Consider the following 16,067-nt stretch of genomic DNA (forward strand, 5'->3'; position numbering starts at 1 on the left):
TTAGGATTTTGAAGTACAAGAGACCGATATCAACCATAATAACTCGTCTGTCAGCAAGGATTGTTAAGGAGTTCTCAAATATTATTTTAGTATGATGTTAGTATCGCGTATTCTAGTCGGATTCCCGTAATTTTACAGATAAATCAATTTTTAGTGGCACACGAATGTATTTCAGTATTTGATATCTTCAAGATTGGCGTCGGCCCATCCAGCTCCCATACCTTAGGCCCGTGGCGTGCAGCGTTGCGCTTTCTGGCCGACCTTGAAAAAGAAGGTAAACTACCCGCAGTTTCACGTTTACAGGTATTACTCTATGGCTCCCTTGCAAAAACAGGCCATGGCCACGGTACAGACATCGCTGTATTATTAGGCTTGTGTGGAGATGATCCCGTGACCTTCGACGTAAATCAGATTACACCAAAAATTGATGCTATTCGCCGCGACCGCAAAATGGCCGTTGCTGGCAAATATGAAATCGACTTCGACCCAATGGAAGATATCTCCTTCCTCTTCGAAGAATCACTGCCATTCCATCCCAATGCGCTTACATTCCTGGTATCCTTCAATGACGGCGACCAACGTGCTGCCACCTATTACTCCATCGGTGGAGGTTTCGTTGTACAGGAAGGAGAAAATGGTAGTGCAGGACAACAAGTTGATCTTCCTTTCCCGATAGATACTGCCCGCCAACTGCTGCAGTGGTGCATAAAAACCGGTTACAGCATTTCCGAAGTAGTAATGGAAAATGAGCTGGCATGGCGCCCTGAAGCAGCAACTAAAGCCGGCGTACTCAATATCTGGCGCGTAATGCAGGACTGCACCTACAGAGGATGTCACACCACCGGCGAATTACCAGGTGGCCTCAAAGTAGCCAGACGTGCCGCCGCCCTCAATAAAAAATTATTGAAAGGTCGCACCTATACTGATTATGCATCTTGGATAGAGGCTATCCGTGCAGGTGGCGAACATTTCACCTATACGCTCGACTGGGTAAGCTGCTTTGCACTCGCTGTTAACGAGGAAAATGCCTCTTTCGGAAGAGTAGTAACAGCACCTACCAACGGGGCCGCCGGCGTAATCCCTGCTGTACTGCAGTATTACATCGCTTTTTGTGATGGCCTGCACGACGATAAAATCATGCAGTTCCTCCTCACAGCTTCTGAAATAGGTAGCATTTTCAAAAAACGCTCCACCATCTCTGCTGCTATGGGTGGATGCCAGGCAGAAATCGGCGTATCTTCAGCAATGGCCGCTGCCGCACTGACAGAATGCCTCGGTGGCTCGCAACGACAAGTGCTCATGGCTGCTGAAATCGCCATGGAACACCACCTCGGACTCACCTGCGATCCTATCGGTGGCCTCGTTCAGGTGCCTTGCATCGAACGTAATACCATGGGCGCTATCAAGGCTATCACAGCCTCCCAACTGGCATTGCAAAGCAATCCTGAACTGGCAAAGGTTTCCCTGGATGCTGTCGTAAAAACTATGTGGGAAACCGCACTGGACATGAACTCCAAATACAAAGAAACTTCCGATGGAGGGCTGGCAGTGAATATCCCTATCAGTCTCAGTGAATGCTAATAATTCTCTTCTTTTAGATATATCTTATCTGATCGGCCCTGGAAAGGTTTCTATGGAAATTTTTTCAGGGCCGGTCGCTTTATTGCTCGTTTGCAGCAAAAGAACATTATTTTCGTTCATAAGCTTATCTGACTCCTATGCGTTTGCGTTTCGCTTTAATCCTACTTACTGCTACACTTGCCGCCTCCGCACAACAGTTTGGCGGTAACCCCTCCTCTCTGAAATGGCAACAGATCAATACTGATACCGTCAGGATAATATTCCCCAAAGGCATGAACGCCCAGGGAGAACGTGTGGCAAACATTGTTACCTACCTCAACAGGTATACCCGTAAATCTATTGGTAACCTGGAAAGAAAAGTCAGCATCGTATTGCAGAACCAAACGATGCAATCCAACGGGTACGTGGCATTAGGCCCCTTTCGTTCAGAATTCTATCTGGCCCCATCTCCAACTTCGTATGACCTGGGATCCCTTAACTGGGAAGAACAGCTGTCATTACACGAATATCGCCACGTGCTACAAAACATGAACTTCCGCCAGGGCGCCTCTAAAGTGGTTTCCTGGTTAGGCGGACAACTGGGCCAGGCTGCTGTTACTAACATAGCAGTGCCAAACTGGTTCTGGGAAGGAGATGCTGTTACCATGGAAACAGCGCTAAGTGAACAGGGAAGGGGCAGACTCCCGGCTTTCTTTGATGGATTCCGTGCACTAGCACTGGAAAATAAGGATTATCGTTATATGAAAATCAGAAACGGATCCTATAAAGACTTTACGCCAAACCATTATCCGCTCGGTTATCTTATGAGCGTTTATGGTCGTGATCATTATGGCAGTACGATCTGGAAAGATGTTACCACTGATGCTGTCCGCTACCGAGGTGTCTTCTATCCTTTGTCGCATAGCATGAAAAAACGTATGGGCATGAACGTTACTTCGTTCTATCATACCATGATCAGCCATTATGACTCTATCTGGACATCCTACGCACAACGTCCGGAGATAACACCGGCGCGGCAGATATTAAGTACCGAAAAAGTTCCTGCCACCTACAAATACATGTACCCCGCTGGTAATAATGAGTGGATCGTTTCCATCGATGCATGGAATAAAGTGCCCGGCATTTACCTACTCAAAGCGGATGGCTCCAAAGAATTGCTCACCCGCCCGGGCCTGGAATATGACGACTACTTCAGCTATAAAAATAATCGCATCGTTTGGGTCGCTGCGCGCTTCGATGCCCGCTGGGGATGGAAGGATTTGTCTGTAATCAGGGTTTTTGACCGAAAAACTGGAAAAACACAGACAGTTTCAACTCGTGGAAAATACTTTTCACCAGATATTAACCAGGATGGTACCATGGTCGTAGCAGCAGCTATCTCCACGGATATGAAGTATAGTCTGCAACTTATTAATACTGCTACTGGCAAAACAGAAATTCTTCCCAACCCTGACAATCTCTATTATACAAATCCTCGCTTTTCTGCGAAAGATGAAACTATCATCAGCGCCGCCAGAAATAGTAAAGGAGAAATGGCCCTCATCAGCCAGTCTGTCAGCAATGGCCACATTACTATACTTACACCTTTTAGTTTCAATGTTTTAGGAGCCCCTACAGTGAGTGGAGATACCGTTTATTTTACCGCAGGAAATAAAGATGTCAATAACGTATATGCACTGACGTTAGCAGATAATAAAACCTACCAGGTAACGGATCGCCCGAACAGTGTCGTGTATATGTCGCCAGTACCGGGCCAGGACAGCCTCCTGTTCAGTGAATACACCACAAAGGGATATAAGCTGTATCAAGGTGCCTTATCGACAAATTGGAAGCCAGCATCTGTAAATGTATTACAACATAATGCGTGGCTGAACCCCGACTTCAAAGAGAATGGGAACATACTCGATATAGTGCCACATGATTCTCTTTTTGTCAAAAATTACAGGAAAACTACTGGTTTCTTCAATTTTCATAGCTGGGTGCCCTCTTTTGATGACCCGGAATACAGCATTAGCCTGCTGGGAAATAATATCCTGAATACAACTTCTACTTCGCTGGGCTATACTTATAATCGTAACGACGGTACTTCCAATTTTGGTGGCAGCTTCCTCTATGGCGCGTGGTTCCCGTGGTTAGGAACTGGCTTCGATTACACAATCAATAAAAGCCAGCTCTATAAAGGACAGCGTATCTATTGGAACCAGCTTAGCTGGCATGCAGGCTTTACCATCCCGCTGAATCTTTCTGCTGGTTTGTATGCGCGTTCCCTGGCTTTAGCAAGTAATTACTATATCCAGAAATTATATGCTGATGGAATTCGTTTCAGAGTGAATCCACAACAATATACCAGTACAGCACTTGTATTCAGTAATTCAAGGATAAAAGGCTCCCAAAACATCATGAGCCACTTTGCCCAGTACCTGATGGTGCAGTATAACCACTCCATCGGCACTGCCAAAGGAGAACAGTTTTATGGTCGCTTCGATCTGAACCTGCCAGGCCTTTCTCATAATCACGCCATAGTTTTGCAGGCGGCTTACCAGCAAATGGATACCATGGGTAACTATAGCTTCTCAGATAGATTCGTATATGCGAGAGGGTATAACAAACCTTTCTATAACAGAATTTATAAAGTAGGAGCTAATTATCATTTCCCATTATTTTATCCAGATTGGGGCTTCGCCCAGATTCTCTATTTTAGCCGAGTGCGAGCAAATGCATTCTTTGATTATATGAATGCTTACGATTATCGCTACAAATCAAATACGCCGTATAAGTCCACAGGCGCCGAGTTATACCTCGATACCAAAATCGGAAATAATATTCCCTTTACGTTTGGTGTGAGATATAGTTACCTGCTGGATAAAGACCCTGCGGACAATGCGAAGTCGCGCATTGAGTTCATCATTCCATTACAACAATTGTTTTCTTACTAAGAACGTTTTGAATACCGGCCGTAAGTGGCGCGAATAGCGGATAATGGTTGCGTCATACAATGGCGCAACCTGAGTTGCTTTATGGGCATGGCCTTTTTGCCCTGTTTAAATGCGGCTGCTAAATACTTCCAGGTGGAAGGATAAAATATTGCCAGACAAAAGAAAAGGAGACAAGGCCAGGAATAATTGCCATTGCCAATCAGGTAAGCTTGCATGATGATTTCATCTTGCATGGTATACTGATAATCAAGAATTAAATGCTTCAGATCATGGTCTTCAAACCTTGGTATCAGGTGATAGTCGTTTTCATACAACATTTGATGAACGGCAAATCCTACAGATGGTGTGGGTAATGCAGATAGTTCATTTTCCAGTTGCCGGAGTGAAGTAGTATCAAAAAATAATTCAAGAATACGTATAGTTATTCCCGTTAGTTTAATGGGAAATGGCATAGCGTACAGGTATAGGTAGATGTAGAAATTATCTTACAGTAAATTTTAGTGCTGGTGCTTTATATACTTTCCCGTTAGGATGTTGGATAAGAATTTCATCAAAATACAGGATGTCACCTTTATCCAGATTGGCTTTCAGGCCATTCACCCAGGTGGCAGTCATTTTGGACTGTTTGAAATTATCACCGGTATAGTCTTTATACAAAGAAGGCTGTCCTGTTGTGTCATTGAGGTAAGGCTCATGCTGTTCCAACGTAAAAGCAAAAGAGATGACAGGGTATTTAACATTCTTTTCATCTCTGACGATCAATGAAGAGTCCAGGAGTTTTACTATTTCATTTTTAGGGAGAGAATCACCAACGAAAATACCCCAAGTGCTGATTAGCTTAGCGGGTTTCTTGGCTGTTGTAGCAGTGATGGCAGGAGTATGTGCTTTTGCAGCAGAGGATTTAATGCCGCCAGGTTTGCTGGTTTGTGCTTGCGCAGCCGCAGCACTTAGTAGGAAAGAGAAAACTAACAGGTGTTTGATCATGACAGTAAGATAGACAAATAAAAAATCGCCCGGTATTTAACGACCGGGCGATTATAAAAAGTATAAAAAATTACAGTGATTTTAAGCTTTCTTCTATCACCTTGATTTTCGCTTCGGCATCTTCTTTCTTCTTACGTTCTGCTTCTACTACCTCAGGTTTAGCATTTGCAACGAAACGTTCGTTGGAAAGTTTCTTCTCTACAGACACCAGGAAGCCTTGCAGGTAAGCCAGGTCTTTTTCCAATGTTTCCTTCTGAGAACTCATGTCCAGCTCTGTTTCGGTGCCCAGATAGAATTTATCTTTCTGAACAACGAGCGTGATACAGCCAGGAACTGCTTCCTGAACATAGGTAATCGCTTTTGCATTTACCTGTTTTTCCAGAATGCTTTCAATTTGTTTGAAGGCATTTTCGTGTTTGGTCTCGATATGCAGAACGATCGGATCTTTTGGTTTGATCTGGTTTTTCTGTCTTGCATCACGGATGGCTGTAATTACTTCCTTCGCCAGTTCTCCTTCTACGAGTGTAGGATGTGATGGTGCTTCTGGAGTAGCGAATTGCAGCATCATCAGGGAGTCATCAGCATTGCGGAATTTCAGCAATTGGTAGATCTCTTCTGTGATGAAAGGCATATACGGGTGCAACAATTGCATCAGCTGTTCAAAGAAAGAAACTGTCTGATTATAAATTGATGCAGGCATTGGTTGCTCAAAACCAGGTTTCACCCATTCGAGGTACCAGTTACAGAAGTCGCCCCAGATCAGGTTATACAGTGATTTCAGGCCTTCGCTAAGACGGAATCCATCATGCAGGTTTGCTACTTCAGCTTTTACTTCACGCAAACGGCTTTCAAACCATTTGACTGCAAAATGGTCAGCTGCAATATTGTTCTGGTCTACTTCCTGACGGGCTTCCCACATTTTCACCAGCTTCAGTGCATTCCACATTTTATTGTTGAACGCGCGTCCTTGCTCACAGCTGGAGTCATCGAACAGCAAGTCGTTACCGGCAGGAGAAGCGATCATGATACCAAAACGAACGGCATCAGCGCCATATTGGTGAATGAGTTCCAGCAGGTCTGGTGAGTTACCAAGCTGCTTACTCATTTTACGACCAAGTTTATCACGCACCATACCGGTGAAGTAAACATCGTCGAAAGGTTTCACCTCTTTATATTCCAGTCCTGCCATTACCATACGTGCCACCCAGAAGAAGATGATATCTTGTCCGGTTACCAATACGGAGGTAGGGTAGTAATAATTGATGTCAGCATTGTCTGGGCTGGAGATACCGTTAAATACTTCCATTGGCCATAACCAGGAAGAGAACCAGGTATCCAGGCAGTCTTCATCTTGTTTAAGATCAGCAGCATTTACGGTGATACCGCGTTGTGCAAACTGTGCAACCGCTTCTTCAGCAGTGGCGGCTACTTCAAAGGAACCGTCGTTGGTGTACCAGGCTGGGATTTGTTGTCCCCACCAGAGTTGGCGGGAAATACACCAGTCTTTTACATTCTCCATCCAGTACTTATAAGTAGCGAGGAACCTGTCGCCCGGGTGGATTTTAACGTCACCATTTACAACAGCATCCAGTGCAGGTTTTGCCAGTTCGGCCATCTTCACGAACCACTGTGTAGAGATACGAGGTTCTACAACTGTATCAGGATTACGTTGGCTGTAACCTACGCGGGTAGTATATTCCTGGTCTTTAACGAGTGCGCCGGATTCATCCAGGGCAGCAATTACCTTTTTACGGGCAACGAAGCGGTCCTCACCTACAAATACAACAGCAGCTGCACTCAGCGTACCATCATCATTGAGGGTATCGATTACTTCCAGGTTATGTTTCAGACCCAGGTTGTAGTCATTGATATCGTGTGCAGGCGTAACTTTCAGCGCGCCGGTACCAAATTCTTTATCAACGTAAGTATCAAAGATGATAGGAATAGGACGGTTTACCAATGGCACGATGGCGGAACAACCTTTCAAATGAGTATAGCGCTCATCTTCCGGATTAACGCAGATCGCGGTGTCACCCATGATGGTTTCAGGGCGCTGTGTTGCGATAGTGATAAACTCGCCGGTAGCTTTACCTGCAGCATCTGTCAGTGCATACTTAACATGATACAATTTACCCTGGATGTCTTTATATTCTACTTCCTCATCGCTGAGAGCCGTTTTCGCTTTAGGGTCCCAGTTGATCATACGTGCGCCACGATAGATCTTGCCTTTATTATAAAGGTCAATAAATACGCGGATTACTGCCTTGTAGTAGTGATCGTCCATGGTAAATGTTACACGGTCCCAATCGCAGGAGCAGCCTAGTTTTTTGATCTGATGGTAGATGATACCGCCGTATTTATCTTTCCATTCAAATGCATATTTGAGAAACTCTTCGCGAGTGAGCTGAGATTTTTCAATCCCTTTCTCGCGTTTGAGCATATCTACCACTTTAGCCTCTGTAGCGATGGAAGCGTGGTCAGAGCCGGGTACCCAGCAGGCATTAAAGCCGCTCATACGGGCACGGCGCACCAGGATATCCTGTACGGTTTCGTTGAGGGTATGTCCCAGGTGCAGTACACCAGTTACGTTTGGAGGAGGAATGACGACAGTAAAGGGTTTCCGGCCATCAGGTACAGACCTGAAATAGCCTTTATCCATCCATTGTTGGTACCATTTCTCTTCAACCGTTCCTGGTTGGTAATTCTTTGAAAGTTCCATGCTATTAATAATATAAGTCCGCAAAAATAGATAAAAAAGCGATCTGTTAAAACACTTCCGGCTATGCTAAAGTCAGGATTATCCCACCAGATGCTACTGATAGTCAATACTGAAGTCTGACAACAGGGGAGTTGGCTTATAAATAAGGTCCCCGGCCATTAGCAGACCGGGGACCAATATAATGATTCGTATAATCAGGCTTAAAGTTAATTTGTCAGCATCCTTATTTCAGTGCCTCAATTACTTTACAGGTCCGTTCTGTCATTTCTGGTGTAATATCTAAATGAAGTACCATTCTGACATGAGACGAGGAGATAGGGCTAACCAGTATTCCTTCCATTTTGAGGTATTCAGCAAATAGCTGCGGGTTCATATGTCCCTTAACTTCAAAGATGAGGATATTGGTTTCTACCGGGTAGATTTCACCTATGAAAGATTTTTCTGCCAGAATTCCGGCAATTTTTTTTGCATGCAGGTGGTCTTCAGTGAGTCTTCCTATATTGTTCTCCATAGCGTAGATGCCCGTGGCGGCCATATAGCCTGCCTGGCGCATACCGCCACCCAGTCTTTTACGGACACGGCGAGCTGCTTTGATATAATCGTTGCTACCCATGAGTACAGACCCCATTGGACATCCCATTCCTTTATTAAGGCAAACGGAGATGCTGTCGAACACCTGACCGTAGGCTTTAGGGTCCTGGCCGGTGGCAACGAGGGCGTTGAAGAGGCGGGCGCCGTCAAGATGAAGCGCTAAATTATGCTGCGTACATACATTGCGTATGGACAGTATATCTTGCCAGTCATAACAGCAGCCACCACCCCTGTTGGAAGTATTTTCCAGACAAACGAGGCTGGTATTGGCGCGGTGGATATCATCCGGCTGGATGGCAGCCACCACCTGATCGGCGGTGATCATACCGCGGTTGCCAGGGATAGGATAAACTTGTGCCCCTGAAGTAGCGGCGATGCCCCCGCCCTCATATAAGTATACGTGGGCCAGTTGGCCACAGATGACTTCGTCGCCAGGTCGGGTATGAACATGAATGGCAATCTGGTTAGACATTGTGCCGGAAGGGCAGTATAAGGCTGCCTCCATGCCAAAATAGTCTGCCATCATGGCTTCTAGTTTGTTTACGCTAGGGTCTTCGCCAAATACGTCGTCGCCGACTTCGGCATTGTACATCGCCTGTAACATGCCATGGCTGGGCTTAGTGAAAGTGTCGCTGCGAAAATCGATCATATCTATTGGAAAATTTGCAAAATCAGTGTTGATAAATTAGTTAAGATGAATGGTTTATAATGATTTTTTATCAATTGTTAAAATTTGACTAAAGCTGTGTTGTGTAAGAACTAAATGGTTATGATATTTCGTTTATAATGGGTAATTTACTGGAACAAGTTGAGAGGCCAAGAAGATTTGGTAGAGTGATTCGTTAGCACGATCTTTGCAGGCTAATTTGAAACAAAAAGCAGATAGAGTGAGAAAGTTTGTAAGTTAGATAATTTTACATTTTCAAACAAAATATTTCTTCCTCTGTTACTTTATTTATAAACCAATACAATTTTTCATATGAGGCAACTTAAAATTGCCACCCAGATCACCAATCGTGATTCGCAGGCGGTAGAAAAGTACCTGCAGGAAATCTCGAAGATCCCTTTGTTAACACCTGAGGAAGAGACCGTTTTGGCGCAGCGTATAAAAATGGGCGATCAAAAGGCTCTTGAAAGATTGACGACAGGAAACCTTCGTTTCGTAGTTTCTGTAGCAAAGCAATATCAACATCAGGGGCTTAGCCTCAGTGACCTTATTAATGAAGGTAATCTAGGGTTGATTAAGGCTGCGCAACGCTTCGATGAAACAAAGGGCTTCAAATTCATCTCTTATGCTGTATGGTGGATTCGCCAATCCATTCTACAGGCGTTGGCCGAACAAGGTCGTCTTGTACGTCTGCCGCAAAATAAAATTGGCACTTACAATAAAGCGAACAAAGCCTATATGGCATTTGAACAGGAAAACGAGCGTGAACCTTCTACCGAGGAACTCGCAGAAATCCTGGAAATGTCCGAGTCGGAAATTAACAATATCTTCCAAAGCAATACCCGCCATATGTCACTGGATGCACCAGTACATGAAGCTGAAGATGTAGCAATGGGTGACCTCCTGGAAGGTGGCGATATTACCGACGACGATGTAATGCGCGATTCATTACGTGAAGAGATCCGTAGGGTACTGAAATCTCTCAGCCCTCGTGAAGCAGAAATCGTGAACGCTTATTTCGGTCTGGATGGAGAAAACGGAGCAACAATTGAACAAATCGGTCAGAAATACGATCTGACTAAAGAAAGAATCAGGCAAATTAAAGAACGCGCAATCAAGAGATTGCAAAAAGCTCGTTACAGCGGCGCTTTAAAATCCTATCTGGGATAATCAATTTTTGAATTTATGATCCCGAAGTTGGGAAATGCCCCAATTTCCTCATCACGAAAGAAAGAAATCTATATATCCTCTTTATTCTATAAGAACACCGGCCGGTATTTCCATGGCCGGTGTTTTTATTTTGCAAACTCAACGTATTTTTGCAGACTAATCATATACCAATCATTGAATATTTATACCAGTAACTTAGTAGTATGGAAAACAAGAATCAGCAAGAACATGTGCATTTACTGATCATCGGTTCCGGCCCCGCAGGCTACACCGCAGCGATATATGCCTCCAGAGCAAACCTCAAACCTGTGCTGTACCAAGGTATCCAGCCAGGTGGACAGCTCACCATTACCACTGAAGTAGAAAACTACCCAGGATACCCAGAAGGCATTCAAGGCCCCGAAATGATGGTCGACTTCGAAAAACAAGCCACCAGAATGGGCGCCGATATCCGCTACGGATTGGCAACCTCCGTTGACTTCAGCAAACAGCCTTATAAAGTTATCATCGACGAAGAAAAAGAAATCACCGCCGACGCTGTCATCATCGCTACTGGCGCCTCCGCCAAATGGCTCGGATTACCTTCCGAACAACGCCTCAACGGTAGCGGCGTTTCCGCTTGCGCCGTTTGCGACGGATTTTTCTTCCGTGGTAAAGAAGTAGCTATCGTTGGCGCCGGCGATACCGCCGCTGAAGAAGCTCTCTACCTCTCTAAAATGTGCAGCACCGTACATATGCTCGTACGTCGCGGAGAAATGCGCGCCTCCAAAGTAATGCAGGACCGCGTTCTCAAAACTTCCAATATCATCGTTTACTGGAACTCCGAAACTGACGAAGTTCTAGGTGATAAAAAAGTAGAGGCAATCCGCATCCGTAACAATAAAACCAATGAGCTCAAAGAAGTGCCAGTAAGCGCATTCTTCGTAGCCATCGGTCACCAGCCTAACTCCGCTATCTTTAAAGAGTACCTCGAACTCGATGATCAAGATTATATCGTGACCATTCCTGGTACATCCCGTACCAACGTTGAAGGCGTATTCGCCTGCGGCGACGTACAGGATAAAATCTACCGCCAGGCTGTAACCGCTGCCGGTAGCGGTTGTATGGCTGCCCTCGACGCAGAAAGATACCTCTCTGCTAAAGGTCATTAATAAATCATTTCCTGATAATATAATTATCAATGCCGGGCCAGCTTCTCGCGAACCCGGCATTCTTTTATCTTCCTATTCTCATCTGCTTATGCTTACCATCGCACTGGAACAAGCCCACTTTCACGCCTACCACGGCTTCTTCCCAGAAGAAACCATCATCGGCAACGAATTTGTTCTCGATATATATGTTCGTATACCCGGCACCGTGCCCATCGACGATCTCTCCGAAACAGTTAACTATCAAGGTATATACGAAGTAGCCAAAGCGGTGATGGCCATTCCTAAACCATTACTGGAAGAAGTAGTATATGCTATCACCGATCAACTCAAATCACGCTACCCAGGCATTACCCATAGCAACGTAATTCTTCGCAAACTCAATCCGCCAATGGGAGCCAGCATACGCAATTCTATGGTAAGCCTCGAAAAAGATTACTAACGGAAATTGTCCAACCTTACCGATTTTAATTTGTTATTTTTCGTAGATTTATAACTATACGAATCTGATCTTGTTAACAAACTAAAAAATACCTGTCCTATGGTGAAGAAAATCATTACAGTTTCCTTATTGCTCTTCACAGCATTGCTCGCTAAAAGCCAAACCGTTGATGAAATGGTAGCCCAGGCCAAGCAATTGGAAACCCAAATGAAAGAACAGGAAGCTTTTGATAAGGATAAGGAAATTCTAAAAATCGATCCTAACCAGTTCGACGCATTGGTACAAGCCAGTGAAATGTCTTCCCGCATCGGTAACAGACAAAAAGAAAAAGCAGATAAAACAACCTGGTTTAACCAGGCGAAAGATTACGCCCAGCAAGCTCTTAAAATAAATCCTAACAGCGCCATGGCCAATTACGTAATGGCAGTAGCCATGGGCCGTATGGCACTCATCTCCGGCGCTAAAGATAAAGTAGCCGCCTCCAAAGACGTTAAGAAATATGCGGAACTAGCCATAAAATTTGATCCTAAAATGGGGCAGGCATGGCATGTACTAGGCAAATGGAACTTCGAAGTAGCTAACCTCAACGTGTTTGAGCGCAGCGCCGCAAAAATGCTCTTCGGTGGACTCCCGGATGGATCACTCACAAATGCAATTGCCGATTATGAAAAATGTCGCCAACTGGCACCAGGATTCATTCTTAATTATTACGAACTAGCCCGCGCCTACAAAGCCAATGACCAACAGGATAAAGCTATTGAAGTGCTAAAAAAAGCGCTTACTCTCAGAAATGTTACCTACGACGATACCAGCATAAAAGCTGATTGCAAAAAAATGCTGGACGATCTTCAATAAAGCCTTTATATATACTCAAGAGCCAGTATGCTTGCCGTAGGCAGGAATACTGGCTCTTGCTTTTAGTAGATAGTTGAAGTCTGTGTACTACCACCAAATAAAACTAAATAACTTTCCCCTTCCACTTACCACTCCTCAGGTATAAAGTACTTATCGCCAGTATAATAATCCAATAAAAGAAATCCGCTCCCCATGCATAAGCCAGAGGACTTTGCATTCTTTCAATAACGATATCGCAATACACCAGGTAGCCTATAACCGCTACTATCTCGGTAAATAAATTCATTCGGGTATTTCCTGTTCCTGTTACGCCACTCAGCACCACCGCTGAAATAGCCATCAGTATAGTACTCAGCGAGATAACCCGGATAGATGGTATGGCTGCAGTAATTAAATCTGCATCATTCGTATAAATATGTAACAGCGTATATGGGAAGATATTGACCAATATACAGATAACCAACGCACAACCCAGACTAAACAAGGTTATTCTGCGAATGGCCATAAATACCTTATCTGTCTTGCCCTGGCCTATCAGATTGCTGACCATCGTATTACAGGTGGCTGCCAGCGCCCAGGTAAAAATTCCGAAGAACCCAAACACGCTACGTAGCATATTAGAAATAGCCAATGGCCTTTCTCCCAGGTGTTCTATAAATATAAAGAACACAAACCAACTACCTATACTAAACAAAAATTGAACAATGATAGGAGCCGAAACATTCAGTATATTTTTCATAATCTCCCAGGAAGGCCGCAGGTAACTGAAAAGACTATATTTAATATTGTATTTCTTTATAAACAGAATACTGTATGCTACAATGAACCCTGTAGACTCAGCCAGGATGCTGGCCGTCGCCGCGCCATTCAGTCCCATTGGCTGAAAACCCAGCTTACCGAATATCAGTGTGTAGTCGAAATAGATGTTTACCAGCTCCTGACAAAAAGAAGTGATTGCCAATATCTTAGAGTTGCCGCTGCCAATATAGAAAGCATTAGCCATACTCAGCATCATCAACATAGGAAGCCCCCAAATACGTATACGGATAAACGAAATAGCTGCGTTGTAAATCTCGGGGTTATGTAATGTATGGGAGAAAAAATATGGGGTTGCCAGCAAAGTGATCATAATAGCGACCAGGGAGCAGGCTAGTCCTAACATTAAACCATTCCCGAAAAGCTGACCAATACCGGCATACTGCTGCTGTCCGGCGCGCCGTGCTATCAAAACCTGCATGCCGTTATTTAGCCCATAGGCAATCATATACATAACAAGGTAATAAATACCTGCAATCCCGTTTGCCGCCAGTTCCAGTTCACCTAATCTTCCCAGAAACGCAGTGTTGGTCATGTGATTTATCTGAGGGATGATCAGGGCCAGACATATAGGGGCTGCTATCTTAATAATATCCCTGTTGGAAACTTCCAGTTGCATGTGCGCGTAACCGTATTTGGTGTTGGCAAAGATATACTTCCTGGCAGGCAATTAAAGTAAAAAGTTTATTATTGTGTTTCAATTGAACTCTATAACATGCCTGTGGCCTATAACATCCATCCTGCATTTACAGTAGACGATGAAACGCTGCTGGAAACCGATCTAACCTCCTGTCACCTGTTGGTGCTGGTAAGTACGGGCGCTTTCAGCTATGTGGTGTATGAGCCTGTTGCAAAGAAATTTCTGGCATTAAAATCCTATCACTTTCAGCCGCAAAAAATAGCGCTGGCTGATCTGGAGATGATTGAAGAGGTGTTTGAGATAGATAAACTACTGATTACCGCCTTCAAATCAGTACTGCTGGCCTTTGACATGGGCAATGGCGTACTGGTTCCCCAGCAATATTTCAACGCTTCTCTCAAGAAAGAATACCTGCATATTTCTCAACAAGAAAAAATGCAGGAAGCCGTACTATCCGACATTATTTATGGTCAGCCTTTTGTAAATGTCTACAGTTTGGATAAAGACCTGCTGGGATTTTTACGAAAAGAATTTTCTTCTGACCTGGTTATTCATGCTAATTCTGCATTACTATTGGCTTATACCAGTGACTTTGATTTCCAATCCAGCGAGGGGATAGCTTTTGTAGAAGTGCAGCGCAACGCTTTCACACTCACCGTTTATAAAAGCGGCAAGCTGCTGATCCAGCAAAGCTTTGAATACCAGACAGGTTTAGATGTTGTTTACCAGCTGGTAAGCACGCTCAGGCAGTTACAGATAGATGAACAACAGGTAAAGGTGAAACTTTCCGGGGCACTCGTAAAAGACAATGCCGTATACCAGGAAATGTATAAATTCATCCCTAACCTGGAGTGGGCACAACGCCTGCCTGGTTTTAACTATATTAATAAAATGCAGGAAATACCAGGCTATTATTTTCATAACCTGTATGCGTTAGCATTATGCGTATAATCGGAGGAGCGAGTGGGGGCAGGAGATTTCAGCCACCGGCAAAAATGGCCAATACCAGGCCTACAACAGATATCGCCAAAGGTGGTCTGTTTAATATATTAGAGAATAACCTGGACATCTCATCTCTAAAAACACTGGATCTTTTCGGTGGCACAGGAAGCATCAGTTATGAACTAGCTTCAAGAGGTGCTACAGATATGACCGTTGTGGAGAAAGATCCGTCCATGGCTGATTATATTAGTAAAACAGCCCGTTCATTAGAAATCACATCCCTGAAGGTGATAAAAATGGATGTGTTTAAATACCTCCAGCAATGCACAGAACAGTTTGATTTTATCTTTGCTGATCCGCCATATGCACTGGAAACACTGGCGAAATTGCCACTGATAGTATTTGAAAAACAATTGCTCAAACCTGAAGGTTGGCTAGTCATCGAACATACTAACCACAACAATTTCAAAGAATATTCTTATTACCGTTCGGAGCGAAATTATGGCGCCACCATTTTCTCTATCTTTATTAACAGGGAAGAACTGAAGCGCTAAACCCGTAACAATCTAATTCAAA

Annotated in this window: 13 protein-coding genes; 8 read left to right on the forward strand and 5 right to left on the reverse strand. The window is 44.2% G+C overall.

Annotated elements, in window-relative coordinates; translation table 11 throughout:
• Positions 1-153: 153 nt before the first annotated feature.
• Both ACE38W_RS00105 and ACE38W_RS00110 read left to right on the forward strand, forming a co-directional pair.
• On the forward strand, positions 154-1,581 hold the full coding sequence (locus ACE38W_RS00105; protein WP_375828132.1) for an L-serine ammonia-lyase: 1,428 nt from the start codon (positions 154-156) through the stop codon (positions 1,579-1,581).
• 137 nt (positions 1,582-1,718) lie between these two features.
• A complete protein-coding gene (locus tag ACE38W_RS00110) occupies positions 1,719-4,517 on the forward strand; it encodes a hypothetical protein (RefSeq protein WP_375828134.1) in 2,799 nt (932 codons plus the stop codon).
• On the opposite strand, the gene ACE38W_RS00115 is transcribed toward ACE38W_RS00110, so the two are convergent.
• The 4 genes from ACE38W_RS00115 to ACE38W_RS00130 all read right to left on the reverse strand — a co-directional run bounded on the left by ACE38W_RS00115 (position 4,514) and on the right by ACE38W_RS00130 (position 9,460).
• The gene (locus tag ACE38W_RS00115; RefSeq protein WP_375828135.1) at positions 4,514-4,969 is read right to left on the reverse strand and encodes a hypothetical protein; all 456 of its coding nucleotides are present in this window, start codon (positions 4,967-4,969) and stop codon (positions 4,514-4,516) included. The genes ACE38W_RS00110 and ACE38W_RS00115 overlap by 4 nt on opposite strands.
• A gap of 28 nt (positions 4,970-4,997) precedes the next feature.
• The gene (locus ACE38W_RS00120; protein ID WP_375828136.1) at positions 4,998-5,501 is read right to left on the reverse strand and encodes a hypothetical protein; all 504 of its coding nucleotides are present in this window, start codon (positions 5,499-5,501) and stop codon (positions 4,998-5,000) included.
• A 70-nt stretch (positions 5,502-5,571) separates the two neighbouring features.
• Positions 5,572-8,220, reverse strand: coding sequence for a valine--tRNA ligase (locus tag ACE38W_RS00125; protein ID WP_375828138.1), 2,649 nt, complete (start codon positions 8,218-8,220; stop codon positions 5,572-5,574).
• Positions 8,221-8,443: 223 nt separating this feature from the next.
• Positions 8,444-9,460: a threonine aldolase family protein gene (locus tag ACE38W_RS00130; RefSeq protein WP_375828139.1), complete on the reverse strand. Its 1,017-nt coding sequence runs from the start codon at positions 9,458-9,460 to the stop codon at positions 8,444-8,446.
• A 330-nt stretch (positions 9,461-9,790) separates the two neighbouring features.
• On the opposite strand from ACE38W_RS00130, the gene ACE38W_RS00135 reads away from it, so the two are divergent.
• From ACE38W_RS00135 to ACE38W_RS00150, 4 genes are all read left to right on the forward strand, one after another.
• The gene (locus ACE38W_RS00135) at positions 9,791-10,648 is read left to right on the forward strand and encodes an RNA polymerase sigma factor RpoD/SigA (RefSeq protein ID WP_012793808.1); all 858 of its coding nucleotides are present in this window, start codon (positions 9,791-9,793) and stop codon (positions 10,646-10,648) included.
• A gap of 203 nt (positions 10,649-10,851) precedes the next feature.
• Entirely contained in the window at positions 10,852-11,799 is a 948-nt protein-coding gene (gene trxB / locus ACE38W_RS00140; RefSeq protein ID WP_375828140.1) for a thioredoxin-disulfide reductase, read from the forward strand.
• An 88-nt stretch (positions 11,800-11,887) separates the two neighbouring features.
• Complete coding sequence (locus tag ACE38W_RS00145; RefSeq protein ID WP_375828141.1) at positions 11,888-12,238, forward strand: dihydroneopterin aldolase; 351 nt, start codon at positions 11,888-11,890, stop codon at positions 12,236-12,238.
• A gap of 99 nt (positions 12,239-12,337) precedes the next feature.
• The gene (locus ACE38W_RS00150; RefSeq protein ID WP_375828143.1) at positions 12,338-13,093 is read left to right on the forward strand and encodes a hypothetical protein; all 756 of its coding nucleotides are present in this window, start codon (positions 12,338-12,340) and stop codon (positions 13,091-13,093) included.
• Between the two features lie 103 nt (positions 13,094-13,196).
• Here the strand turns inward: ACE38W_RS00150 and ACE38W_RS00155 are convergent, their stop codons facing one another.
• Positions 13,197-14,528, reverse strand: coding sequence for an MATE family efflux transporter (locus ACE38W_RS00155; RefSeq protein ID WP_375828145.1), 1,332 nt, complete (start codon positions 14,526-14,528; stop codon positions 13,197-13,199).
• A 96-nt stretch (positions 14,529-14,624) separates the two neighbouring features.
• Here ACE38W_RS00155 and ACE38W_RS00160 point away from each other — a divergent pair, with 96 nt between their 5' ends.
• Positions 14,625-15,500 carry a DUF3822 family protein gene (locus tag ACE38W_RS00160; RefSeq protein WP_375828146.1) on the forward strand — a complete coding sequence of 292 codons (876 nt, stop codon included), beginning with the start codon at positions 14,625-14,627 and terminating at the stop codon, positions 15,498-15,500.
• Positions 15,491-16,045 carry an RsmD family RNA methyltransferase gene (locus ACE38W_RS00165; RefSeq protein WP_375828147.1) on the forward strand — a complete coding sequence of 185 codons (555 nt, stop codon included), beginning with the start codon at positions 15,491-15,493 and terminating at the stop codon, positions 16,043-16,045. The genes ACE38W_RS00160 and ACE38W_RS00165 overlap by 10 nt, the downstream gene beginning before the upstream one ends.
• The last annotated feature ends 22 nt before the right edge of the window (positions 16,046-16,067 follow it).

This window comes from Chitinophaga sp. Hz27, assembly GCF_042263525.1.
Classification (GTDB): domain Bacteria; phylum Bacteroidota; class Bacteroidia; order Chitinophagales; family Chitinophagaceae; genus Chitinophaga.

What these genes read in the sequence shown, in the direction of transcription:
- ACE38W_RS00110 (WP_375828134.1), top strand. Translation starts at nt 1,719, where the DNA reads ATGCGTTTGCGTTTCGCTTTAATCCTACTTACTGCTACACTTGCCGCC.
- ACE38W_RS00115 (WP_375828135.1), bottom strand. Translation starts at nt 4,969, where the DNA reads ATGCCATTTCCCATTAAACTAACGGGAATAACTATACGTATTCTTGAA.
- ACE38W_RS00120 (WP_375828136.1), bottom strand. Translation starts at nt 5,501, where the DNA reads ATGATCAAACACCTGTTAGTTTTCTCTTTCCTACTAAGTGCTGCGGCT.
- ACE38W_RS00125 (WP_375828138.1), bottom strand. Translation starts at nt 8,220, where the DNA reads ATGGAACTTTCAAAGAATTACCAACCAGGAACGGTTGAAGAGAAATGG.
- ACE38W_RS00130 (WP_375828139.1), bottom strand. Translation starts at nt 9,460, where the DNA reads ATGATCGATTTTCGCAGCGACACTTTCACTAAGCCCAGCCATGGCATG.
- ACE38W_RS00135 (WP_012793808.1), top strand. Translation starts at nt 9,791, where the DNA reads ATGAGGCAACTTAAAATTGCCACCCAGATCACCAATCGTGATTCGCAG.
- trxB (WP_375828140.1), top strand. Translation starts at nt 10,852, where the DNA reads ATGGAAAACAAGAATCAGCAAGAACATGTGCATTTACTGATCATCGGT.
- ACE38W_RS00145 (WP_375828141.1), top strand. Translation starts at nt 11,888, where the DNA reads ATGCTTACCATCGCACTGGAACAAGCCCACTTTCACGCCTACCACGGC.
- ACE38W_RS00150 (WP_375828143.1), top strand. Translation starts at nt 12,338, where the DNA reads ATGGTGAAGAAAATCATTACAGTTTCCTTATTGCTCTTCACAGCATTG.
- ACE38W_RS00155 (WP_375828145.1), bottom strand. Translation starts at nt 14,528, where the DNA reads ATGCAACTGGAAGTTTCCAACAGGGATATTATTAAGATAGCAGCCCCT.
- ACE38W_RS00160 (WP_375828146.1), top strand. Translation starts at nt 14,625, where the DNA reads ATGCCTGTGGCCTATAACATCCATCCTGCATTTACAGTAGACGATGAA.
- ACE38W_RS00165 (WP_375828147.1), top strand. Translation starts at nt 15,491, where the DNA reads ATGCGTATAATCGGAGGAGCGAGTGGGGGCAGGAGATTTCAGCCACCG.